Source organism: Blautia parvula, assembly GCF_020215665.1.
Lineage (GTDB): Bacteria > Bacillota > Clostridia > Lachnospirales > Lachnospiraceae > Blautia > Blautia celeris.
This window is the reverse complement of record NZ_CP084061.1, coordinates 678810-703777: the sequence shown is the minus strand read 5'-3', so window position 1 is coordinate 703777 and position 24968 is coordinate 678810. Positions and strand designations below refer to the sequence as shown.

At 49.2% G+C, this 24968-nt stretch carries 15 protein-coding genes; all 15 read right to left on the bottom strand.

Features of this window, described 5'->3' with window-relative positions; translation table 11 throughout:
* Window positions 1-148: 148 nt before the first annotated feature.
* The 15 genes from tyrS to LC508_RS03290 all read right to left on the bottom strand — a co-directional run bounded on the left by tyrS (window position 149) and on the right by LC508_RS03290 (window position 24854).
* Window positions 149-1372: a tyrosine--tRNA ligase gene (gene tyrS, locus LC508_RS03360; protein ID WP_033141770.1), complete on the bottom strand. Its 1224-nt coding sequence runs from the start codon at window positions 1370-1372 to the stop codon at window positions 149-151.
* A gap of 454 nt (window positions 1373-1826) precedes the next feature.
* Window positions 1827-3053: an NAD(P)/FAD-dependent oxidoreductase gene (locus tag LC508_RS03355; protein ID WP_103732855.1), complete on the bottom strand. Its 1227-nt coding sequence runs from the start codon at window positions 3051-3053 to the stop codon at window positions 1827-1829.
* Between the two features lies 1 nt (window position 3054).
* A complete protein-coding gene (locus LC508_RS03350; protein WP_054351271.1) occupies window positions 3055-3501 on the bottom strand; it encodes a 4Fe-4S dicluster domain-containing protein in 447 nt (148 codons plus the stop codon).
* Between the two features lie 18 nt (window positions 3502-3519).
* Window positions 3520-5403, bottom strand: a complete 1884-nt coding sequence (gene cooS / locus LC508_RS03345) for an anaerobic carbon-monoxide dehydrogenase catalytic subunit (protein ID WP_118593992.1) — start codon at window positions 5401-5403, stop codon at window positions 3520-3522.
* 266 nt (window positions 5404-5669) lie between these two features.
* Window positions 5670-6275, bottom strand: a complete 606-nt coding sequence (locus LC508_RS03340) for a GNAT family N-acetyltransferase (protein ID WP_103733287.1) — start codon at window positions 6273-6275, stop codon at window positions 5670-5672.
* Window positions 6276-6581: 306 nt separating this feature from the next.
* Window positions 6582-7997 (bottom strand): alanine/glycine:cation symporter family protein, encoded by a 1416-nt coding sequence (locus tag LC508_RS03335; protein WP_103731102.1) that lies wholly within the window; start codon window positions 7995-7997, stop codon window positions 6582-6584.
* Window positions 7998-8086: 89 nt separating this feature from the next.
* Window positions 8087-9640, bottom strand: coding sequence for an ATP-binding protein (locus LC508_RS03330; RefSeq protein ID WP_054351269.1), 1554 nt, complete (start codon window positions 9638-9640; stop codon window positions 8087-8089).
* Window positions 9637-10926: a vWA domain-containing protein gene (locus LC508_RS03325; RefSeq protein ID WP_054351268.1), complete on the bottom strand. Its 1290-nt coding sequence runs from the start codon at window positions 10924-10926 to the stop codon at window positions 9637-9639. The genes LC508_RS03330 and LC508_RS03325 overlap by 4 nt, the downstream gene beginning before the upstream one ends.
* A complete protein-coding gene (locus tag LC508_RS03320) occupies window positions 10923-11276 on the bottom strand; it encodes a hypothetical protein (RefSeq protein WP_103731092.1) in 354 nt (117 codons plus the stop codon). Before LC508_RS03320 ends, LC508_RS03325 begins: the two co-directional genes overlap by 4 nt.
* Complete coding sequence (locus LC508_RS03315) at window positions 11263-12129, bottom strand: NAD(P)-dependent oxidoreductase (RefSeq protein ID WP_103731093.1); 867 nt, start codon at window positions 12127-12129, stop codon at window positions 11263-11265. Before LC508_RS03315 ends, LC508_RS03320 begins: the two co-directional genes overlap by 14 nt.
* A gap of 57 nt (window positions 12130-12186) precedes the next feature.
* Window positions 12187-12438, bottom strand: coding sequence for an acyl carrier protein (locus tag LC508_RS03310; protein WP_033141778.1), 252 nt, complete (start codon window positions 12436-12438; stop codon window positions 12187-12189).
* Window positions 12438-14087 (bottom strand): AMP-binding protein, encoded by a 1650-nt coding sequence (locus tag LC508_RS03305; RefSeq protein WP_103731094.1) that lies wholly within the window; start codon window positions 14085-14087, stop codon window positions 12438-12440. The genes LC508_RS03310 and LC508_RS03305 overlap by 1 nt, the downstream gene beginning before the upstream one ends.
* Window positions 14084-15598, bottom strand: a complete 1515-nt coding sequence (locus LC508_RS03300) for an HD domain-containing response regulator (protein WP_103731095.1) — start codon at window positions 15596-15598, stop codon at window positions 14084-14086. Before LC508_RS03300 ends, LC508_RS03305 begins: the two co-directional genes overlap by 4 nt.
* Window positions 15599-15627: 29 nt before the next feature.
* Window positions 15628-17448 (bottom strand): histidine kinase N-terminal 7TM domain-containing protein, encoded by a 1821-nt coding sequence (locus LC508_RS03295; RefSeq protein WP_103731096.1) that lies wholly within the window; start codon window positions 17446-17448, stop codon window positions 15628-15630.
* Window positions 17449-17468: 20 nt separating this feature from the next.
* Window positions 17469-24854 carry a non-ribosomal peptide synthetase gene (locus LC508_RS03290; RefSeq protein WP_103731103.1) on the bottom strand — a complete coding sequence of 2462 codons (7386 nt, stop codon included), beginning with the start codon at window positions 24852-24854 and terminating at the stop codon, window positions 17469-17471.
* Window positions 24855-24968: the final 114 nt, after the last annotated feature.

The following is a 24968-nucleotide window of genomic DNA, read 5'->3' as shown; positions in this document are numbered from 1 at the left end:
GCAATGGCATTAACAAAGAAAAAATAATTTGATGATTTTGCACAAAACGTAACGGCTGACACAGTTCACAGCAGATATCCGTCCTATTATAAGATAATTCTTATGGACGAATACCTGCTGCGGCTCTGTTGACCGAATCCTTATGGCTTTATTTTATTGTCACTTTCCGGAAATTTTTCTTTCCGCGTTTCAGAACGATTCCGTCCCCGTCCAGTTTTTCTCCCGGAACCAGATATTTTACATCTGTGATCTTCTCACCGTCAATGGCAACGCCGCCCTGTTCGATGGCTCTTCTTCCCTCGGAACGGCTGCCCACCAATCCGCTCTTGTGCAGAAGTGAAATAAGGTCAATATTTCCGTCCTGCAGATCTGACTGTTCAATGACGGCTGACGGCATATCTGCTGCATTTCCGCTGGTAAATAAAGCTCTTGCTGCCTCCTGGGATTTTCCGGCCTCTTCCTCGCCATGTACCAGGCTGGTCAGCTCATAAGCCAGAATCTCTTTTGCTGTATTGAGCTGGCTGCCCTCCCATTTGTCCATCTCATCAATCTGCTCTAAAGGCAGGAATGTAAGCATGCGCAGACATTTCAGCACATCTGCGTCGCTGACATTTCTCCAATACTGATAAAAGTCAAAAGGTGATGTCTTATTGGGATCCAGCCAGACAGCTCCTGACTGGGTTTTGCCCATCTTCTTGCCCTCTGAATTCAGAAGCAGGGTAATGGTCATGGCATAGGCGTCTTTTCCAAGCTTACGGCGGATCAGCTCTGTACCGCCCAGCATGTTGCTCCACTGGTCATCCCCGCCGAACTGCATATTACAACCGTAGTTCTTGTACAGCATATAAAAGTCATAGCTCTGCATGATCATGTAGTTAAATTCAAAGAAACTCAGTCCCTTTTCCATGCGCTGTTTGTAGCACTCTGCGCGAAGCATATTGTTTACGGAAAAATGAGCGCCCACTTCTCTCAACATCTCCACATAATTGAGGTCCAGAAGCCAGTCTGCATTATTTACCATAAGGGCTTTTCCCTCTGAAAAATCAATAAAACGGCTCATCTGTTTTCTGAAACAGTCACAGTTATACTGGATCGTCTCCTCTGTCATCATCTGGCGCATGTCGCTTCTCCCAGAAGGGTCTCCGATCATGCCGGTACCGCCGCCGAGTAAGGCGATCGGCTTGTTGCCTGCCATCTGCAGACGCTTCATCAGGCACAGAGCCATAAAATGTCCCACATGCAGACTGTCGGCTGTAGGGTCAAAACCGATGTAAAATGTTGCTTTTCCGTTGTTCACCAGCTCACGGATCTCTTCTTCATCTGTCACCTGTGCGATCAAGCCTCTGGCAGTCAGTTCTTCATAGATTTTCATAGTGTTTTCTCCTTTACTTATCTGTAAATTCTAACCGGACGAAAGCGGTATCCGCACACCTGCGCACAATAAAAAGCTCCCGTCCTCTTTACAAAGGACGGGAGCTGTATCTGCTTCCGTGTTACCACCTTTTTTCACAGACGATTCACATCGTCTGCCTCAGTAAGTACGGCCTTTTGACAAGGCGATACTCATCTGCACGATAACGTGTGCCACTCCGTCACAGCCTACTTAAGCCTTACACTGTTGTCCGCAGCATAACTACTGTTCGGTGTGAAGCTCAGGGAGGTATTCATCGTCCGCTTCCTTCCGCGCCTCTCATCAGCCGGCAGCTTTCTGTGGAAGCCCACGGGGATTACTTGTTCCCATCACAGCATTTCTGTATATGTCACCAAGTATACCCGTTAAAACTTCAGTTTGTCAAGCCCTTTTTTATAAAAATCACAGGTCATCATCACGCTGTGCGCCAGGTATATTCCCCATTATCTCTGATTCCGTAAAAATCACCGAAATTCAGATCAAAGATATCCTTTTCAATCCCTGAAATGGAAATCTCATTTTTAATGAGATACTGCCAGATACCTGCATGGGAAATATCTCCCTGAAGAAGCACACCCACTACTTTTCCGCCACGGATTATCACGCGTTTATAATTGCTTGCATCTTCTCTAGCGATCACCACATCGGTAGTTTCCGGAACGATCAGACCTACACAGAGAGATACCAGCCCAAAGAAATTAATGGTATTCTTGATTGCAAACCGATCCTCATATTCCACATTTCCCCCCATCATATTGAGGGCAGCCGTCTCTCCCTGTTTCTGGGCATTGGGCCAGATACCGGAAAGCCCTGTCACATCCCCGGCAGCATAGACATCGGCAGCACCGGTCTGCAAATAATCATTGACCTTCATGCCTCTGTCAACCACGATTCCTTCACCGTCAAGACCTGCGGTGGCACTTCTCACACCTGCCGCCACGATCACCATATCACACGGCAGTGACTCTCCATTGTCAAGAATCACCTCCGTGATTCTGCCGTTTTCATCCATTTTTGTCTCAGCAGCTTTTCTTCCCAGGTAAAAGGAAGCACCTGCCGCCTCAAAACGTTTCTGATATTCGAGAGCACCCGTTTTATCAAGCTGAATAGGCAGGATCTGATCTGCCATCTCCACAATGGATACCTTCTTTCCTGTTTCCATCAGACCGTAAGCCGCATCCAGCCCCACCAGGCCGGAACCGATGATGACGATCTGCTCTGCGCTTTCTGCCATTTTATCAATTGCTTCCGCATCGTGCAGATGGCGCAGCCCGAATACATTGGCAGCTTCCCGCAGATTTCCCACAGGAGGGATAAAGCTCTCAGCGCCTGTGGCGATCAGCAGCTTATCATAGGGAACTTCCCCGCCGTCTTCCAATATAACTTTCTTTTTTGCAGTATCGAGACCTGTAACGGTTTTTCCTTTTATCCAGTGAATCCTGTTGGTCTCAAAAAAATCTTCCGGTACAAAGCTCAGCTTTTCGGCTGTCCGCTCATGGCTCAAATATTTGTGCAGCATACAGCGGGAATGTACCTGTCGGTCCGTGGAGATCATGGTGATCTCCGCCTCTTTCTCTGCTTTCCGGATGGTCTTTGCCGCAGTAATGCCCGCAGCACCCACGCCTAAAATCACATATCCCATGCTACACCTCCTCTACCCAGATAGCCTCTTTTGGACAGGCTTTTACACAACTGGGTTCCTCGCCTTTGTCAATGCAGAAATCACATTTGATCACTTTTAAATGCGTCTTTTCATCCGGTTTTAAAACTCCGTACGGACAGTTCATGACACACATGAAACAGGAACCGCATTTTTCCTCATTGTACAGCACATGCCCGGTCTTCTCATCCTTTGTAAGTGCCCCGCTCATACAGGACATCAAACACTCCGGCTGATCACAGTGGCGGCAGAAAATAGGAGTATAGCCGCCCTGCGGATTTTTATATATAAAGTTTCTGGTCTCGTTGGAAATGTCTGTCACGTCCAGGTCGTAAATTGTCCCCGGTGTTTCCCGGTGCGCCTGCATGCAGGCCAGGGAGCAGCTTTTACAGCCGTCACATTTGCTGGCATCCACCATAATTCTCTTCATAACCGCATCCCCCCTGTATCAGATATTTAAGCCTGCACGTTTTTCCTCGATAATTTTATCCAGAATCTCAGCGCTCTCTTTTGCATCACCATTGATAATAACCTGCCCGCCTGTGAGGGATTTCATATCCTCTGTCAGCACTTTTGTCACCACTTTGCTTCCTGTCACAAAAGGCGGCACTCCCAGATGCAGCGGCAGTCCCAGAGCCAGGCCAAAGCATCCATCTGCCAGAGCCTGCTCCTCAAGCCACTGTGCAGCAGACAGTACCAGAGGAAGCTTCGGAATATCAACACCGATTGCCTCTGCCAGCTCTGTAGCAACAATCTCCAGACGTCCGATCGCAAGACATGGTCCAAAGTTCAATACCGGAGGAATATTCAGTTTCTCACATACAGCGCGCAGCTTCGGACCTGCATATTTCGCAGCCTCCGGAGTCATCAGTCCGCAGTTCTCAATACCTCCTGAAGAACAGCCTGCTGTCAGTACCAGAATATCCTTTGCGATCAGCTCTTTTGTCATTTCCACTGTCAGCACATCATGGCCGCCCGCTGTCAGATTAGAACATCCAACCACACCGGCAATACCCTTGATATCACCTGAAACGATCAGGTCGATCAGCGGTTTCCAATTGCCGCCCAGGAATTCCTTTAAGGACACTTCGCTGACACCTGTAAGGGTGTTGTCATTTCCATGTTCGGGCAGAAGATTCATGGGCACACTGCCTCTTCTTGCTTTGTAAGCCGCAACGATCTCATCTATGATCTCTTCACTCTGTTTTTCTCTCTCTTCAAATACATAAGGTTTCAGCTCTGCATTTGCCTTCTTCGCCACATCATCCAGACAGATCTGTTTGATCTTCAGCTCCTCACAGATAGGCTCAATGCCGGGAAGTGTACAGTTAAACTCAGAGAGCACCGCATCAATACCGCCTGTAGCCAGCACAGCCTCACTGCTGTAATTGTTTCCCGCATGACCGTCAAACACCTCTGTGTAATGCGCCCCGCGAAGCTGCAGATCCTGTCCCACACAGGTACATCCAACCAGCTTAAATCCTTTTGCTCCGGCAGCCTTTGCCTTCTCCACAGCCTCTTTTGAAGTCAGCCTCTCCTGCAGATCTACAAAGATCGTGTGCTGATGTCCTGTGATCATAATATTTATATAATCCGGATCGATCACCCTGAGTCCCACAGGCGCCAGTCTGAGCTCTGGCTCACCCAGCAGCACATCATTCAGAAGATTCGTCAGTGTCAGTCCGTAAATACCTGTGGAAATACCCAGCTTCAGACAATCTGTCAGCATATCCACCGGATCTGAATTCAGGTTAGTAGAGCATTTTACAACTCCATGGAACACCTCGCCTTTCGCGCCGCCCGGCAGGATTCCAAGCTCCTGCCATCTCTGGAACCTGGGAGCGTAAGCCATCTTCTCAACCAGCTCCATCTTCTCATATTCCGGTTTATACAGATCATCCAGCACCTTCTGGGCAACGATCTGCGCAGTCTCCCATTTATCTTTGCCTTCCACACCGAAAATCTCAGCCAGCCTCTTCAGGGATTTTTCTCCTTTGATCTCCCCTTTTGCCATAGCTGTCTTCTTCACATTCAGCGCCGTATTTTCCACAATATGTATATAACACCCTGACCCGCTTGCCACAGCCCTCAGGAAGTTACGAGCCACGATCACATCTGCCGTAGCACCACAGATTCCTCTCGGCGCCTTAGGTGTGATCCGGCAGGGCCCATTTGCACAAAGCCTGCAGCAGATACCCTGCAGACCAAACCCGCACTTCGTACTCTGCCCTTCCACCCTGTGATGTGAAGTCTCCATCGGCAGCTCCCGGATATACCCTTCCAGCTTCTTATCCGCACTAGCACATGTGTTACAACCAAAACACTGATTCATCTTAAATATCCTCCTAAAAATAAATAATTAAATAACTATCCTTTTACCTAAATATTTCCTTGACTGTTAATATTATAACAATCTAGATAAAATTAGTCAAGTATAACCGTAAAAAATTTTTCTTTTTTGCCGTCATTCCTTTCCTCTTATCAAAATCATCTGTCATTCAAAATTATATCCCATCCAAGATTATGAATTCATAACGTGACCTTACACTTAAATACCAATTCTGCCTTCTACGCAATAACATGATACACCCGTTTCTTTTAATCTAAAGCCTTTAGATTAAATAGCAATATTTTCCTGCCCTCTTCTCTTCCAAATAAATCCGAATATTTTCTTTTCGACCTTTCTATTTCATCCTTCCTCAAAGATTTCTCCATTACTTTCATGATTTTTATAAACTCACTATCTTCACGATCTGCTTCAACTGCCCCTAACTTTTTAAACATGTTTATACTTGCTATATTATCAGAATAAATTCTTATCTCAAACCAATCGGCACCGCTAACCTCCTTTGCATGCTTCATCAACAAACAAACAGCCGCGCTGCCTATCCCTTTCCTTCTATAATCTTCTACAATATCAATTCCAATTTCCTGCTTGTCAGCAGAGAGATTTTTAAGCATAAGTCTCCCTAGATATACTCCTGTATCCTTTGAAAACAATGATAAATTCAAATCTTTATCATGTAAAAAACTTGACCATGAAAACTCATAAAAATCATTTATTTCGTATGCCTTTTTGATACTAGAAACATCCATCTGTAACTTCATAAAATCTTCTTTATCATTTTCACTTAACTTTTTCAATATAAACTTCTTATCTTCAGCAAACACATCGTTATCATCAAAATAATCTTCAATTCTCATACTGCTTTTCCCCTTATCCCTACATAGTCCATCTAATCAACTTTCAAACACATAACAAACTACGTCCGTCCCGTTCTAAAAAACAGCCGGACCTGGCCGCAGGTTTCCCTGTACGGACGTTTAAGAGCGTTTAGAGAATCTCTCAAGATCCACACGTTAGCAAGCACTTAGTGAAGAGCCCTAAGGCGATGAACTTAGTGCGGCTTACGTGTTAGCTTGAAAGTTCTCTGCTCTCGTCCGTACAGGGAAACCTGCGGCCAGGTCCGGCGTCCGGCATCAGCCATATCCGGCATCAGCCACCCTATTTTAAAGTCCCTCCTCCCCCCAACACTCCGTATTCTCAATCCCCAATTCCTCAGCCCTGAAAACCGGCTCAACCCCTCTCTTCTTCTGCTCCTCATAATCCCGAAGCACCTTAACAGCCGTCCCCCCAAGCAGCAGTATCACCACAATATTCAGCACAGCCATTCCCCCCATTGTAATATCCGCCACATTCCAGATCACTGAAAAATCCGCCTGCGCCCCCAAAAACACTGCCAAAAGACAACTCACCCGGAACACAAACAAAAGCTTCTTATCATCCTTAATAAACTTAATATTCGACTCCGCATAATAATAATTCCCCACCAGACTGGAAAACGCAAACGTAAAAATGGAAAACGTGATAAAATGAATCCCCCACGTCCCCACATTTGCAGAAATAGCCTGCTGCACATAGGGAATCCCATCCAAAACCCCTGACTTTCCTTCCACACCGGAAAGCAGCAGCATCATGGCAGTGGCGGAACAGATAAGCAGCGTATCAATAAACACGGAGAGCACCTGCACCAGCCCTTGTTTTGCCGGATGACTCACCGCTGCGCTGGCAGAAGCATTTGGTGCGCTTCCCATACCGGCCTCATTGGAAAAAAGTCCCCTCTTGATCCCGATCACCACAGCGCTGCCCGCAAACCCTCCGAAAATCGCCCTTCCGTCAAAGGCTTCCCTGAAGATCAGCGCAAAGACTTCAGGAATCCTTCCCGCATTCATCACCATGGTGGCAAGCCCCATGAGCAGGTAGCCGCCCGCCATCACCGGCACGATCACAGAAGTGATAAATCCGATCCTGTGGACCCCGCCGAAAATAACAAAAGCCGTAGCTGCCGCCAGCACGGCGCCTATAACAGCCGGATAAACACTGTCCGCATACCCCGGAATATAATATTCCAGGGAAGAGGACATATTAAAAGACTGCAGCCCGTTAAACCCGTAGGCAAAACAGATGATCAGCAGTACCGAAAATATAATTCCGAGATATCTCTTCCCAAGCGCCTTCTCCATATAATAAGAAGGTCCGCCTCTGAAGTCTTTTCCATCTTTCACCTTGTACACCTGTGCCAGGGTACTCTCAATAAAGGCGGATGCACTGCCGATCACAGCCATCACCCACATCCAGAACACAGCGCCGGGGCCTCCGGCAGCAATGGCTGTGGCAATTCCGGCAATGTTGCCGGTTCCCACTCTGGAGGCAGTGGATATCATCAATGCCTGAAAAGAGGATACCTGTTTTTTGCCGTCTTTCACCTCCGCTTTTTCAAGCAGCACGCGAAAAGCTTCGCCAAGCAGGCGTCCCTGTACAAAGCGGGTCCGCACGGTAAAATACACACCGGCACCCACAAGCAGTATCAATAACGGGTAGGTGTACATAAAATCGTTCACACGAGTCAAAATATTATTCAGCATATTGTTTTGTCCTTTCCAGTTCTTTGCCCGTCCGTCTTTACGGTAATGCATTGTTACTTAGTATCTTCTTTTTTTGGATATTTATGAAATCACAAAATGTTTTCTCCTGTCTGAAGACAATCCGACAACTCCCGGATTTCCTCCTTCAGTTCACGCTCTCTCTTCTCTGTCTGCAGGATCTTTCCTGCTTCCCGGTACGCCTTACAGCCATTTTCCAAGATGAACTTCATCACTGTCTCATCCCTGGAAATCTCCTCTGTGAACACAGCCATCTCCTGTCCGCCTGAAAAAGCCTCACCGGCAAAGGCAAAAGCCCGCTCCAAAAGCCGCTGCACATCTGCTCTTGCATCATCCAGTTTTTTCTTTTCCTGTTCAAACATCTCTTTTAATACAGAGGAAGCCGTGCATTCCTGCCGGCTGCTCACCTTTTTCCACTCATACAGATAACGCCTTACCCAGTCTGTCACATACCGGGCAAGATACGCTTCATCCTCCCGGTACAGTCCCGCTTCCTTTTTTATCTCCAGTGCGCGCTGCCGCTTTTCCATTTCATGATCCAGCATCCGGGCCGCCTCTTCCGGCTCCTGAACATCCAGACCGTTCTTCAGTCTGCGGGCTTCCTCATAAAGGGCCTTTGTCTCCCGTTCACCGGCAGCATACCGGGCAAGCGCTGTATGCACGGCTCCCAAAAGAAGACTGATCACCGCCATACGTTCATCATAACCGGATCTTTTCAGCCGTTCCTCTTTCTCCTTTACCGCAGCATCATCCATAGTCCCGTCCAAAAGCGAAGAAAACGCATAATCTTCCTGATATTTTCTGCAGAGTCCGTAAAATCCCGTAAAATCCTTTGCTACTTCCGGCTGCTGGATATATTGGAACACGAACTCGTCTGTGACAGGAATCCCAAGCTCCTCATACACATACATCATCCGCGATAGATCCTCCCAGCCCCTGGCCGTGACAAAATAATGCCCCTCCGCATTTGCCTCGGTGCGGTAGAAATTCTCCCTCCGCACATCCAGGTATGCGGGAATGGATGCATGTATCCCATGCTCTCTGGCATAACATTTCCATACGCCGTAATCCTCTGTCACCTCGATCCGCTTGATCCTGTCCAGGGTGACCATGTCAAATTCCCTTACGGATTTGTTGTACTCGGGAGGATTTCCCGCTGCCACTATGACCCAGCCCTCCGGTATCTTATGGCTCCCAAAAGTCTTGCACTGAAGAAACTGGAGCATGGTGGGTGCAAGCGTTTCTGAGACACAGTTGATCTCGTCAATAAACAAGATGCCCTCTCTGCACCCCGTCCGCTCCATGCACCGGTAAACAGACGCCACAATTTCACTCATGGTATATTCTGTCACCGTATATTCTTTTCCGTCAAACTGCCTTTTTTCAATGACCGGCAGTCCGATGGCACTCTGCCTTGTATGGTGGGTAATGGTGTAGGCCACAAGGCCGATCTGCAGGCTTTCTGCAGCCTGTTCCATTATAGCTGTCTTGCCGATTCCCGGAGGACCGATCAAAAGCACCGGACGCTGGTGCACAGCCGGTATGGCGTAAGTTCCGTCAGCCTTCTTTTTTGTGTAGGCCCGCACGGTATTTTCTATTTCCTGTTTTGCCTGCCCGATATTCATACTCCTGATCCTGCCTTTCTCTCATCCAGATACAGACGGATAGCCCACGAAGGGATTTTCACATTTCCCGGAGGCTCCTTTATTAAAATAAATGCTGTCTCATAGTCCGGCTTCCCGGCGGGATAGATGCCGTCCCCGTCCGTAAAATACAGAAGCCCTTTTAAATTTCTGATCTTTTTCTCTCTGATCAGCCTGTCCACATAAGTAAATACCGGGCGGAAATCCGTGCCGCCCCTTCCCTGGATCCGAATCTGCTTCATATAAGCCCGCCAGTCCTCCTCGCAGCACAGGGTCACATCCTCCTGGATGTAGCAGTCACACTGTATGACGTGGACATTCATTTTCCTGAAAAAATTTTCTCTCTCACTGAGCATGGAATACGTCTCTTCCAAAAAACGCTGTACCATTTCCCGGGAACAGGAGCTGGACGTATCAATGGCTATGACGATTTCCTCAAGCTTGCATGCCTCTGTATATTCCAGAGGCTCCACCAGTGGCATGTTACCATACATAGACAGTCCAAGGCAATAGGAAATATAATCAAAACTTTCCATATCGAGCTGGACTTCCTCTCTCTGCACAGCAAAACGCCGCAGAAATTTCCGGTAATCATACCTTCTTTTTTGCTGCAGCTCATACCATTCCTGCCTATTCCCTTTTTCACTTCCTGCCCTCTTACCGGCATTTCCCGCATCCCTGCTGGTATATGCCGCTGCCTTTTCCCATACATCCCGGATACCGGCAAGCTCTCCCTTGGAAAGCATTCTCCAGAGACTGTGCCCGTCCATAAAAAACAGACTTCTCCAGGCATCTGTACAGCTCTTTCCAAACTCCCCCTCCCGCAGCATGTCATAAATCTGTGCTGCGGTCCTGGATTTTTTCCCCTTCCAGAACAGGCGGTAAACTTCCGTTTTTTCTTTTCCGGCTTCCCCTGTAAGGAAGGGCATGCCAAGGCAATCCACCGTATATTCTGCCACTATGTCACAGGCCAGATTCCACAGCTCCTCATCTCGTTCCTCACGGTCTGCGGGGTGCAGGTAGAGGCAATGGAACAGGCTGTGCAGATACACTCTGTTTATGTATTTCCTGCCCTTTTCCGCAAAATCAGTCAGAACAGCTTTGGGAGAATAATGGAGCACCCTGCCGTCTGTACAGGTGCAGGCACATGTTTCATCTGCTGCCGTTTTCAGATAACTGCATGCCAGCACAAAAAAAGGACAGGCGCAGGAAATTTCCTGCTTGGCCAATGCCCAGATTTCCTGTGCAATTTCCTCTGCCTGTCTCATAATTCCATATCCTTTCCGCCAAATCCGAACTGCTCCTCTTTTTTTGACAGAAGCCATAAAACACTTTCCGTACTTCCATACTTCTGCGCCAGTGCCAGAAGTTCATCCATCTGCACCGGTGTCACTGTATCCAAACCAAAAAGAACTTTTACTTTCTCTGTCTCCCTGGCTTTCATCAGTTTTTCCATGGCAGGACGGAAACGCTTCTTCAGATATTCCCTGTACCGCTCATATAAAAGGCCGTCCTCAGGGCATAATTCAAAAAAACGCTCCAGAGCAATTGCAAGGCGGATGTTCTCCTGCCTGCTTGACAGGAACTTCTCATCCTGTTCCCTGCTACTGTTCTTCATAATATTTTATCAGAGCCTGGGTGCCCAGATCACCCAATCCTTTTTCATCCAGCTTCTTGTACATATCCAGTACTTCCATGAGAATAGGGAGTGTCAGCTTTCTGGCATCGGACTCCTCCAGGGCGATCTTCATATCCTTGATGTAATGTTTGATGAAAAATCCCGGGTCATAGTCCTCTTTGATCATGCGGGGTGCCATATTATTCATCTGCCAGCTTCCCGCTGCGCCCTGACTGATACTGTCCAGCATAGTCTGTACATCAAGGCCTGCGGCGCGGGCATAGGTGATGGCCTCACACACACCTGCGATCACACCGCCAAGCGCAATCTGGTTGGCAGCTTTTGTGTGCTGTCCGTTGCCGGCTTTTCCCTCGTAGATAATAGTCTTGCCCATGGATTTGAACAGCTCCAGGCAGGCTTCAAACGCTTCTTCATCCCCGCCGGCCATAATGGATAAGGTGCCATGCCTTGCACCCACATCCCCGCCGGATACCGGAGCATCCACAGCGTAAATCCCTGCATCCCTTGCTCTCTCATAAATCTCCACGGAAAGCTTCGGGCTGGTGGTGGTCATATCAATGACATAGGTTCCTGGTCTGGCATTTGCTATGATTCCGGCCTCGCCAAAATAGACCTCCCATACGTCTTCGGGATAACCAACCATGGTGATGACAGCCTCCCTGTCTCTGACGCACTGCGCTACGGTATCACACCATACGGCTCCCTCCTCGATGATATCCAGCACCTTCTCTTTGGTTCTCGTATAGATAGACAGTTCGTATCCTGCTTTCATCAGGTTGCGGACCATGGATTTACCCATGACTCCCACACCGATAAAACCTATTTTTTTCATTCTTTTACACCTCTTCTCGGTTTTCACTTATAACAGTTTACCATAATTCCGGGAAATTTACACCTGTTTTTTATGCATTGCTTTTTTCTGCATATATTCTATTACATCCCGCACCTGGGACAACTGCCATACATCCCGCACAGGGATTTCCACCTGAAACCTGTCCTCAAAGGCACAGACAAGGTTTGCCACATCCAGAGAATTCAGCGCCAAATCCCTGATAAAATCCGTATCGGGGGTCAGTTCGCTGATTCCGGTCACCTGATAAACAAGTTCTTCAATAACAGACAGGTAAGCTTCACTGCGCATCAAAAACGCCCCCTTTTTATTTTATAGATGGATGTCTTCTTAAACTCCGCTTCTGTCATGCGGATAAGCTGGATTCTTTTATGAAAAGGCAGTTTTTTATTCAGCTCATAAATCTCCTCCTGAATCCGCTCCAGCACTTCATAGCTTGTCATGCCCCGGGTCTTCTGCGGATCCGCGTAAATGACCGCGGAGAGCTTCACATCATCGGCTGTCTGCCCGTTACTGGCTCCATATACCATCACTTCCCTGACAAGAGGGATCTGCAGTATGAGCTCCTCCAACTCCTCGGGCACCACTTTTTTACCGTTGCTGAACACCACCAGATTCTTTTTTCTCCCCGTAATGTAGAGAAACCCTTTCCTGTCCATATATCCCAGATCTCCGGTACAGAACCAGCCATCCGAAAATGCTTTTTTTGTCTCCCCGTCCGCTTTATAATAACCTTTAAAGACTGACGGACCCTTAACCAGAATCTCCCCGTCCCGAATCTTCACTCTGGTCTCTGGAAGCAGCACGCCCACGGAATTTTCCCTGTGTCTGCGGTTTCTGTTTACGGAAATAAGAGGACCGCACTCCGTAACCCCGTATCCCTGCAGCACGCAGATTCCGTAGCAGCCAAACTCCTGGGCCAGCCGCTCGTTCTGCTGAGCACCTCCGCAGATGATAAGGGAGACAGAGTCCCCGAGAACGCGTGTTAACGCATCGTGCACAAAAGGACTGCAGGACAGATGATATTTTTTCCGGCTTTGGTACCTTTTCAATGCCTTTTTTGCCTCCTCCCGCGTGCCGTCCCGCTTCTGTTCCAGACGGATGCTGCGGATCAGGGATTCCATCATCATGGGAACCAGAAGTATCATCTCCGGGCAAAACAGGCGCAGGTCCCGCATCCAGTTCTTCACACTTCCGTTCAATCCCAGATGCTGCCCCTGTGTCAGGACATTTAACGCACCGCACACAAGGGAATACGCATGATATAAAGGCAGGCAGGTATATGCCTTATCCCCTGCCTCCACCAGTGCCTGGGCATGGCAGGCATTGAACATAATATTGCCGTGGCTGAGCATGACCGGTTTCGGACTGTTTAAAGTACCGGAGGTGTAGATGATGACAGCCGTCTCATCTGCCTGTACTTTATCCATTGCAAGGTTCAGCTCTTCCTCCCTGCTCTTAAGCGCCTCGTATCCCCTTAAAAGAAGAGAGGGAAAGCTGTTGTCACTGTGAGCATCCCACAGACAGAGCACAGGGCAGCCGGGAAAATCCTGAAACAGAAATTCATATTCCCGGGAAACGGCAGCCATGCAGGAGTCACCGTAACGGATGCACTGCAGGATTTTCTCATCCTGCTGCTCCACATCCACAGGAAGCGCCACAGCGCCCACAGAACAGCAGGCCAAAAACATCACAAGCCACTCATAGCCGTTCTCCCCTGCGATCGCCAGATGTTTCCCTGCGATACCCATATCCAGGAGCACCAGCGCAAGCGCCTTTGCATCCCTTGCAAGCATCCGGTAGGTATAGCAGTGTTCCTTTCCCTCCCAGTCATAGACAGTGACCGCCGGTCTGTCCCCAAAGCGTGACTCTGCCTTCTGCAGAAATTCCCCGACTGTCTCATATGTATTTACATTGTTTAAAGGATAATCCAGTCTCATGTCCCCTCCAGTTCTCCCAGCTCACCATTTGCTATCAGCTCCAGAAAAACCTCCACCAGCCCTGCGTCAAATTGTGTGCCCTTCCCCGCTTCCAGCTCCTCTTTTGCTTTTGCCAGGGAAAGTCGTTTTCTGTAATGACGGTCCGACATCATGGCATCAAAAGCATCGGCAATGGAGATCATCCGCGCTTCCGGGGGAATCTGTTCCCCTCTCAGGCCGTCCGGATATCCGCGGCCGTCTATCCGTTCGTGGTGCGCCCGCACGATCTCTCCCAGATTGTGAAACATGTCTATGCAGGAGAGAATCTTCCCTCCGATTTCCGGATGTCTTCGTATCACGGCAAACTCTTCCTCTGTCAGTTTATCCTCTTTGCACAAAATTGCGTCAGAGACTCCTACTTTTCCTATATCGTGGAGCAGTCCGGCGCACCTGACACATTCTGTCTGGGATTCTTCCATCCCTGTCTTCTTGGCTATTTTCTCTGCGTACATGGAGACCCTGTCAGAATGCCCCCGGGTGTAATCATCCTTGGCATCCACCAGAAGCCGAAGGGCCTCCACGGTCTGCATATAGCTCTCTTTCAGCCGGGAATACGTCAGACTGAGTTTTCTGTTGTTAATATTCAGAAGCATGTGAAGGATCGTGTTGTGAAGCGCTGTGGTGACCTGTTCCCCGTAGACAGCCAGAAGACGCTGCTGCACATCAGAATAGGCGGAATCCCGTCCGATTCCCAAAACTCCCAGAAAGATATCATGGTTTGCCTTGAGCGGAACCAGGAAAAGTCCGTCAAACTCCTGAATTTCCCCGCTGCTGCCTGCCTTCTGCACAGCATTTTCAAACTGCGGATAATCCTCTTTTAAAAACTGTTCCAGTTTTTTTTCATATTTTCCGCTTCCCTGGAAAATATCATCCGGCAGATTTTCCACAGGCATGGATGATATGATCCTTTTGGGCTTGATCCAGGCAAATCCGTGCCTGTTATCCCCCAAAAGCAGCATCTGTCCCAGAATCCTTCCAAGTACCACATCCAGGGAGAGAAGCTGATGTATACTGGGTATGGAGCCTAAGATGGATCCCAGCCCGTCCTGGTAACGGTAGACCGTGCGCATCTGCCGGATGGACTTGACACAGCTTTCCACTAAGAGTTCAAGCTGGTCAAAACGGTCGCTTTTCTCAAAATACCCCTGAATATCCAGCTCCCGGATCGTGTTCAGAGGCGGTGCCACCTCCCTGTGCCCGGTAAGCATGATCACAAAAATTCTGGTATCAAACTGCCGCAGACGTGCCACCACCTGATCCCCGCAGATGGGGTACATGATAAAATCCAGCAAAAGAATATCATAGGATTTGTTCTTCATCTTCTCCAGAGCGCCCAGCGGATCGTTTTCCGTCTCTACAGTATAGCCGGAGGATTCAAAATAGGAATACAGTGCGTCCGTAATATTCTTGTCGTCATCCAGAACCAGCATGGTGAAGCCATTTTTCTGCTGTCCTGCCTTATTTTTTCGCATACCTTCTTCACCTCAAATAATCTTTTCTCTTAACTTTGCAGGGGCAGTTCCACGCAGAAGACAGCTCCGCCCTCCGGCAGATTCTCAGCCCACATTCTTCCGCTGAACTTACCCCGTATCAAACCTGCGGAACTGTAAAGCCCCAGGCCGGTTCCCATTGCCCCTTTCGTCGTCACCATGGAGTGAAACAGCCGTTCCATAACCTCCGGGGCAATTCCCGGTCCGCTGTCCTTCACCTTGATCAGAATATTCCCGTTTTTCTTTTCCGCGCAGAGGGTGATCTTCCCGCCTTCCTCCTTCATGGCATCCATGGCATTGTCCACCAGATTGTTGACCACCTGTACCAGATTGTTGATATCCCCCTTTAAAACAGCATCCCCGGGCAGTTCATTTTCCATGGATAAAACACAGCCGTGCTTGGCAAGACTGTGCTTCATCAGCAGAAACACTCTTCTGAACACTTCATCCACTGTAAATTCCACAATATTGTTGGTGTTCATATTCGTAGCCAGTCCCTTCACTGTGGTGATGATATCAGACATGTAAGCACAGCTCTCCCTGATTTTTCCAAGCCACGCTCTCATATCCCCCGCAATTTCCTGATAATCCTCCATCGTCACATCTTCATCCCCAAGACTGATCGTATATTCATCCACCAGTTTTTCCAGAGACTCCACACTGCCTGAGACAGACATGATCGGTGTCTTTAAGTTATGGGAAATGCCTCCGATCATCTGTCCCAGGGAAGCCAGCCGCTCCCGCTCCATCTCCTGGCTCAGTTTCTGCTGCTGCTGCTGAATCTCCTCTTTTACCTGTGTCACGTCCTTGAAAAGCGCCACCACGCCCATCATTCTCTGTTTTCCGAATACCGGAGTCAGCTCCACGGAATAATAAATCTTTTTGTCGTCTTTTATCACTGCCTGCTCATAGGTGATCACGCTCACCGTCTGCCTGCAGATATCAAAAAAGCTTAACAGATTGTAGATCACATCCCTTTTCTGTTCATCCAGAACTTCCACCTGCCGGTCCAGATATACGTTATTTTTCATACCGTAGCTTTCCCCGAAATTCTCCCGGAAGGCATCATTCATATTGATGATCTGGCTGTCTGAGGAAATGATCACATAACCATCCGAAATATTGTCAATTATATTCTGCAGTGCAATGGGCTTGATGTTTAAAAAATTCAGATAATAAATTGCTATTCCGTGGCAGATGATCGTGAACATGAAAGCAATGGGAGTTGCCGCGATGGACAGATTGACAATCTTCAGGGTTGCTAAAAGATTGACACACACCGGCACGATCAGCCCCCATGCAAATAAAATGGACTGCCACACTGCGCTGTTATTTCTCTTCCTGATGCCGTTCCTTAAGGCCAGCACAATGGACAGAATACAGTAAATATAATACTGACTGCCTGACAGGATGAACAACGGTCCGAATTTCACCTCTGAGGCATAGATGGAAAACTGTTTATAAAAAAGATGATGCCATGGATTTGTAAATACGATCAGGGAGGTCACCACCGGCAGGATATAGAGAAAATAAAATATCCTTGGAAGCTTTTCATAATTGTATATAAACGCAATTGTCAAAAGCAGCACAGTGACCACCATCAGCGCGCAGGCACCGCAGGTGATAGCGTCCAGTATGGTGAGCACCTGCATACTGCTGTCAGCACCCCCCAGGATTCCGGCAATCGCCAGAAGCCAGATAAGGAGAAACGCCGATGCCGCCACGTAGAGCCTCTGCAGCAGCGGCAGTCTGCCCTTCCGGATACAGCTGTAAAGAAAGAAAATCAGAATAGTGACCGCTACATCCACCAGATGTGTCATGATTCGTTCCATAAAATCTCCCTGCTTTCCTCTCAGCTTCTAAAACAGCGCACTGCCTGATATAAGTCCGTATGGTCCCAGTCAAACTGCACACGTTTCAGTTCACATACCGTCCTTCTCGCATCCACATAAATGGCAGTTCTCTGTGCCCTGCCTGAAAAATAAGTTTCCGCTGCAGCCTGTATATAGGGTGAACTGGACGCTGACGCCTGTTTTCTCAAATTTTCCTCAAATACCTGGTCAGATACACACTCTACCTGCCCGCATTCTTCCAGAAGGGCACCCAAAGACACCTCATCCGGATTCACAATATGCCAGGCACCGCCCGGCTGTCCCATCAGACTGCAGACGGCCCGGGCACACTGGTCTACAGGTGTGACCTCAAGCAGCATGCGGTAAAATTCTTCCGGCATCTGCCCAAGTTCCAGAATACCTTTTACCAGACGGTAAAACGCGTTGGTCTCCGGATTTATCTGGAACACCCCGTCGCTCTTTCTGCCTATGAGGCGTCCAACCCGGAAAATACCGGCCTTCAATCCCCTGTCCATGGCCCGGCAGACCCACGCCTCAGCCAGGATCTTGCTTTTCACGTAGGGATTCTCCTCCCAGTTCTGCCCCATATCCAGGTCTCTCTCCGAAAATACTGCCGGCAGCTTCGGTGCATCCTTTAAAAATTCTCCCGAAACACTGACTGTGGAGATATGAATATACAGCGCGTCCGCTTTCTCAGCCAGGGAAACCATATGCTTTGTCCCCTCCACATTTGTCAGAAGCAGTTCCTCCATGGGTGCATAATGACGGACATCCGCTGCCGCATGGATTACGGTTTCTATGGTATCTGTGAGGTTTTCATATATCTCCCTGTCAAGTCCCAGATCCGGAAGGGTAATATCTCCCTCCAGTATCCTGACCTGTCTTTTTATTTTGTCTGCACCGCTTTTTCCGAAATAGAAGGAAAGCACCTGCGTAAGCTTTGCCTCTCTGCCTTTTCTCAAAAGACAATATATGGTTTTCTGATCATCTGCCGTCAGTTCTCGAAGAAGATGTGCTCCCAGATAACCGGCAGCGCCTGTCAGCAATAAATTTTTCCCTGTATCTGCTTTCTCGGAAAGACTGCATACATATCTTGGCAGACGTTCCTCCGCTGCGGCCGGCTTTGACTCGAGCCCCTCTGTTTTCTCCTCTTTTTCGGAGACATGATCCGCGCTCTTTCCAATCATCTGTATCTGTTCCCGCAAAGTGGGATGCCGGTAAAAATCGTTGAGTGAAAAATCCCAATGCCGACTGTAATAGTGGCTCAGAACCACAATAGCAGTCAGAGAAGTTCCTCCCTGTACAAAAAAGCTCTTATCCAGATCCGGCTCCTGGCCCAGAACTTCACGCCAGATTTCCTCCGGTGCGATAACCGTTTCATCGGAATGTTCGTCCTTCGGTGCGATAACTGTTTCATCGAAATGCTCGTCCTCCGCAGCCTGTGCGTTTTTCTCTTCTGTATCCGAAATACATGCCATTCCTTCCAGAGCCTTCCTGTCCGCTTTTCCGCTGGAGGTCCTGGGCATCTGCGCAAGAGTTCTCACCTGACCGGGTACCATATAGTCAGGCAGCCTCTCTGCCAGAAAATCTCTTACGGATCCTTCCGAAAATCCGGCCTGGGGCACAGCAAAAGCACAGAGCGCTGATACGGTTCCCTCTCTTTTCACAGGCACCACTGCCGCCTCTTTTACAAGACCGGACTGCAGCATCTGTGCCTCGATTTCTTCAGGCTCAATCCTGTGTCCGTTGAGCTTTAGCTGAGAATCCACTCTTCCCAGGCACTGCCAGTTCCCGTCAGCCCGAAGGCGTCCCAGATCACCTGTTTTATACATGAACTCACCCGCAAAGAAGGGGTCCGGCAGAAATGCCTGTTCCGTAAGATCATCCCTGTTGATATACCCTTTTGCAAGGCATTCCCCGGCTATGTAAATCTCACCTGTCCCGGTAGGCATCACCTGCCGCATCTCCCGGTCCAGAAGATAATAGCGGCAGTTGCCGATGGGCTTTCCTATGTGGATGGCATTGTCATCCGTAATATCCCCCTGGCAGTTGTAAACAGATGTCTCTGTGGGACCATAGATATTAAAGATCCGGGCATTGGTAAGCTTCCTGATTTTCTCCTTCAGTGCCAGTGTCCACGGCTCTCCCATGAGGATCAATACCTCCGTCTGTGCAAGAACTTCCGCAAAGGAAGCCTCCTGCAGACACATCTGTATTCTGGAAGGCGTGAGCTGCAGCACCGCAGCGCCGTCCTTTCTCATCCGCTCCGCCATCTTCCAGGGGAGAAGCATTTCCTCCTCATCCGCCACACTGACACGCCTTCCTCTGGCAAGGGCCAGCAGCGTCTCTATGGTAAACACATCAAATACGCAGTTGGACGCACAGAGCACACAGCTATTCTCCCTTCCGAGAATAGCATCTGCATGTGCCGCCAGGTTTGAAATTGCTTTGTGTACCATCATAACGCCCTTGGGCTGTCCTGTTGTTCCTGAGGTATATATCACATTCAGCACATCCCCGCCGCTGCGTCCCTTTACAGGCAGTTTTGCCCTGTCACCATCAAAGACAGGGGGAAGCACCGGACAGGGGATCTCACCGGGCAATTTCACTTCATTGCTGCACAGAAGCAGCTTTGCCTCCGCATTTTCCAGCATATAGCAGATCCGTTCTTTCGGAAGTGCAGGGTCCAGGGGAAGATAGACAGCTCCTGCTTTTAAAATTCCCAGCATGGCTGCCAGCATATCCCCATCCCGTTTTAAAAGAAAGGCCACTCTGTCTCCATGCTGAATATTCCTGCTGACCAGATACGCTGCCAGACCATCTGACTTTTCTTTTAATTCCCCGAACGTATATGTCTTATTACTGCCCCAGCATACAGCCGTGCGTGACGGATAGAGACGTGCCTGCCGGTCGATCAACCGGTCGATCAGAGTACCGTCATAAGGCATTCTCACAAAATTCGGTTCCTCCAGCAGGCGGATTCTGTCACTGTCCTCCAACAGACTGATGCTGCCGATCTCCTGATGGGGAAGCTCCAGGATCTGTCTTAAGATTTCCAGATAACAGCGGCTGTAAAACGCAATGGTCACACTGTCAAAAAGAGATTTCGCGTACTCAAAACAAAAACGGCTTTCCTCTCCGCTTTGGATCACTTCCAGATGAAGATCCATCTTCACAGATACTTCTTCCATCTGCACCATGGAGAGTTTCGCATCTCCCAGAGGCAGATTTTCGGTCTGCGCTGCGGTCAGGGAAAACAGCACCTGATACAGGGGATTCCTGTCCCTGTTCCGCTCTGCATTTGACATGGCTACGATATCTTCCAGGGGTGTATCCTGATTGTCCAGCATTTCCAGCACACGTTCCCGCACCTGATGCAGATATTCCAGATAGTTTTTCTTTCTCTCCGGCTCCAAAAATACAGGAAGGGTATTCACGAACACACCTGTCACCCGGCTCAGATCCCCGTGGCGCCGGCCTGAAACAGGAGTCCCCACCACGATTTTTTCCTGTCCGCACACGCCGAAGAGCAATATGCCGAATGCGGACAGAAGCAGCATGTAAGGGGTCACCTGCTGCTGGGCACAAAATTTTCTTCCCGCTTCCTCCATCTCATGCGGCATATGGAAATAATATCTGGCCCCCCGCCCGTCAAACACACCGGGGCGTATCCTGTCTGTGGGAAGACGAAGCTCCTCCCGGTCTTCTAAAAGCCTGGCTCTCCAGTAATCCTCCTGGCGTTTCTGCAGTTTTTCCGGTCTTTTATCCACCCACCAGGCATAATCCCTGTAAGTAGTATTCGGCATTTCCGTCTCTTCCCCCAGGCACGCTCTGTGAAGCCGTTCAAAAACAAGCTGGCTGCTCATGCCATCGGAGATCAGGTGATGTATATCCAGAAGCAGATATTTCTTTTCCCCCTCCGTGAAAAATCCGGCCCGCATAAGCGGCGGTCTGTCAAGGGAAAACGGCCGTATAAAACCGGCGGCCGCCTCTTTTATATTCCGCCCCTGCACTTCCTCCAGCTCAAACTCCACCTGCCTGTGCACACGGGCCTGTACGCTGGAACCGGATATCTCAAATCCTGTCCTGAAGGTCTCATCCTCCTCTATGATTCTGTGAAACGCACGAGTCAGTGTTTCCCTGTCCAGATTACCCTCCACGAGAAAAATCCCGGGCATGTGATAGCCTGTCTTTGTCTCATCTGTCTGCTCCAGCACATAAAAGCTTCTCTGGGCAGCCGTCAGCGGATATGTATCACCGTCAGGGGCCTTTGGTATCTCTGTGTGGTAAGAGGACGCATCTGCCTTGCTGCCGCGCAGCAGATTGGCAAAGCGCCGTACAGTCCGGCAGGCATACAGGCTGGTCAGCTCAGGAAGGACAGAAAACTCCCGTTCCACTTCCGTCAGCATGGCAACCGCGTTCAGGGAATCCCCGCCGCTTAGAAAATAATCGGAATGAATGCTCAGCCCGGGCTGCTGCAGGGATTTCCTCCATATTTCCAGCAGTTTTTCTTCCAGTTCGTCGGCAGGTGCCTCCTGTACATCAGGCATATACGGTTTCGGAAGCTTTTTATAATCCACTTTTCCGCTGGCAGTGACCGGCATTTCTTCCAGAAGCACCGCCATTGCAGGCACCTGATATCTTGGCAGATAAAATGCCGCGTAAGAGAGAAGTTCTTCTCCCTCAAGCCCTTCCCCGGAGGTATAATAGGCAATCAGAAGATTGTCAAAAGCTTTCACTGCAGCCATATTTACTTTTGGATGCGACACCAGTTTTTCCTCAATCTCCGCAGGCTCCATTCTGTGCCCCAGGATTTTTAACTGTCCGTCTTTCCTGCCCGTAAATATGATCTCACCGTCCTGCGTCCAGTATCCCATATCACCTGTCCGGTACAGACGTTCACCGGGAATATAGGGGTCCTCCACGAACTTTTTCCTGGTGAGTTCCTCATCTCCATGATACCCCCTGGCCAGGCAGTCCCCGCCGATATAAAGCTCACCGGCAGCACCCACAGGCAGGGGACGCATGGATTCGTCCAGTATATAAATTCTGCAGTTGCCGAGAGGTTTCCCGATGGAAATCATCTCATTGCCGGTAACCGCGCTGTGACTCACTGCCACAGTGGCCTCAGACGGACCGTATTGGTTATATAATTGAACAGAAGAACAGAAACGCAGAGCATGGTAAAGCTCCGGAGGCATACTTTCTCCTCCGCATACAACGCATTCTATATGAGACATGGCCTTTCCAAATGCCGGGTCCTTCAGATATTCCAGAAGCCTGGAGGGCGTTAAAGCCATAAATCCGGCGTCGTAACCGTTAATGAGATCTGCCAGACCTGCAGGCCGGTTACAAACGGCCTCCTCCGCCATCACAATGGTCCTGCCGTTTAACAGCGCGCTGATGCTCTCCAGCAAAAAGGCATCAAAACCCACATTGCAGATGGACAGAACCGCCCCTTTGGGATAAAGAGGTGCCATGGCAGCCGCCAGATTCAGCACACTGTGCTGCTCCACCTCCACAGCCTTCGGTGTTCCCGTACTTCCGGATGTATAGACAAGATAGGCCAGGTCATCAGGTCCTGCAGCAACACAGGCGGCACTCTTTCCCTTTGCAAGCATTTCCTCCGTTAAGACCGGTACGGCGGGATTTAAAATCTCCGCTGTCCCGTCCGAGACAACAAGAACCGCCTCACTTCCCTCCAGCAGTTCGCTGATACGCGCAGCCGGCTGGCGGCAGTCTATAAGCAGCCATGCATTACCGGAAAACGCCACAGCAGCCATAACAACCAGAAGCCTGTCACTGCGCTCCATTAGGACAGCTACATTTCTTCCTCCTTCAGGACAAAAACAGGCAATTTTCCCTGCAAGCTGCTCTGCCTCCCTTATGAATCTTTCATAGGTAAGCCTCTCATTTCTGAATATGACAGCTGCCCTTTTTGGATTCATGACTGCCTGTTCCCGCAGATGGTCGGCTATATTCTGTTTTCTCGGATACCAGGTATCTGTCTGGTTAAAGTCAAAGATGAGGCGCTCTTCCTCCTCCTCACTGATGACAGACAGTTCTTTTATGGGTGTCTTGGGATGCAGCAGGGCACTGTGCAGAATGTCCATCAAATGCTGATGCAGAGTCGTGATCTCACGCTCGGAAAAAAGCTGTGTCTGATAATCATAATCCACCTGAAACCGGTTATCCTCATCTCTGCTGCTCAAATGAATACACAGAGGTTCTGCCTGGTAGCCACTGTAGAGCCAGCGCCCTTCCAGGGTCACCTGGGCGCCCTGCAGATGGTGGATCTGCCCGTTCTGGTAGGACAGTACAATTCCGAAGAGCTGATCCGGTGCGGCTCCCTCTTGATTCCGGGCAGCCAGCTTTTTTATCTCCGAAAACGGCATTCTCTGGTGATAGAGAAGCTGGTACCAGTCTGTCTGCAGCTTTTCATTAAATTCCTGAAAGGAAATGGATGCATCCAGCTCATTGACAAAGGGCAGAGTATTTACAAACATGCCTGCCATCTGTTTTTCCTTGAAATTCAGACGGTTAATGGTGGGGACACCGATGCAGAACCGCTCCTGCCCTTTGATCCTGCGCAGATAGATCGCCAAAGCCATATAAAACACGGCAAAAGGGGATACCTTCTTTTCCCTGCAGAAGCCTGCGATCATACGGTTCATCCGGTTGGAGACTGCAAAAGACCTGCGGATTCCCACAGGGCTGACCTGGGCGTAGGGGTGTTCTTTTGCTGCTGCCGGCTGTATATCCTTCAGCATGGACTTCCAGTATTCCCTGTCACGTTCAAAGCTTTTTGAGGCGAGATACTTATTCTCAAGCTCAATATGCAGCGCATAGTCCGGCATAGGCTCTCTGTCCGGCGCCTCCCCCTTTAACATGCGGAAATAGTTGTGAATGATCCGGTTGGTCACAACCGTCTGGGACCAGGCATCCGCTATGATATGATGCACTTTTGTCAGAATTCCGCCTGTATTTTCCGCCCTCTTAAAAAGTATCATCTGACACAGGGGGGAATCCAGAAGCGTAATATGCTCCCGTGCCACGGAAACATCCCAGATATCCGCGCCCTTTTTGTTTGTCCTGGAAAAATCCAGAAACGGAACATTTCTTTGTATATGCGGATCAATATACTGGCACACCTCTCCCTCCCGAAGTGTGATCCTGGTGCGCAGAACAGGATAGTCCTCATAACAAAGCCTGATACATTCCTGCAGATACTCCACATGAAAATTACCGTCAATGCGCAGTACGGTGCATATGGTATTGATCGGCGTACCCGGATGGGCCATCTCCAGATTCCATATGTTCTGCTGGCTGTTTGACAATGGCAGAAATTCCCTGATGTCTTTTGTCTCTTGTGCTCTCTCTTCCATTCTTTCCCTTTTTCCTCCGTATACATAATAAAACACAGGCCCCGAACTGCCCGGCCCTCCGCACATATGTGCAGACTTCCACGGCATTCCCGTCCCATGACTTTTCGCGTCTTT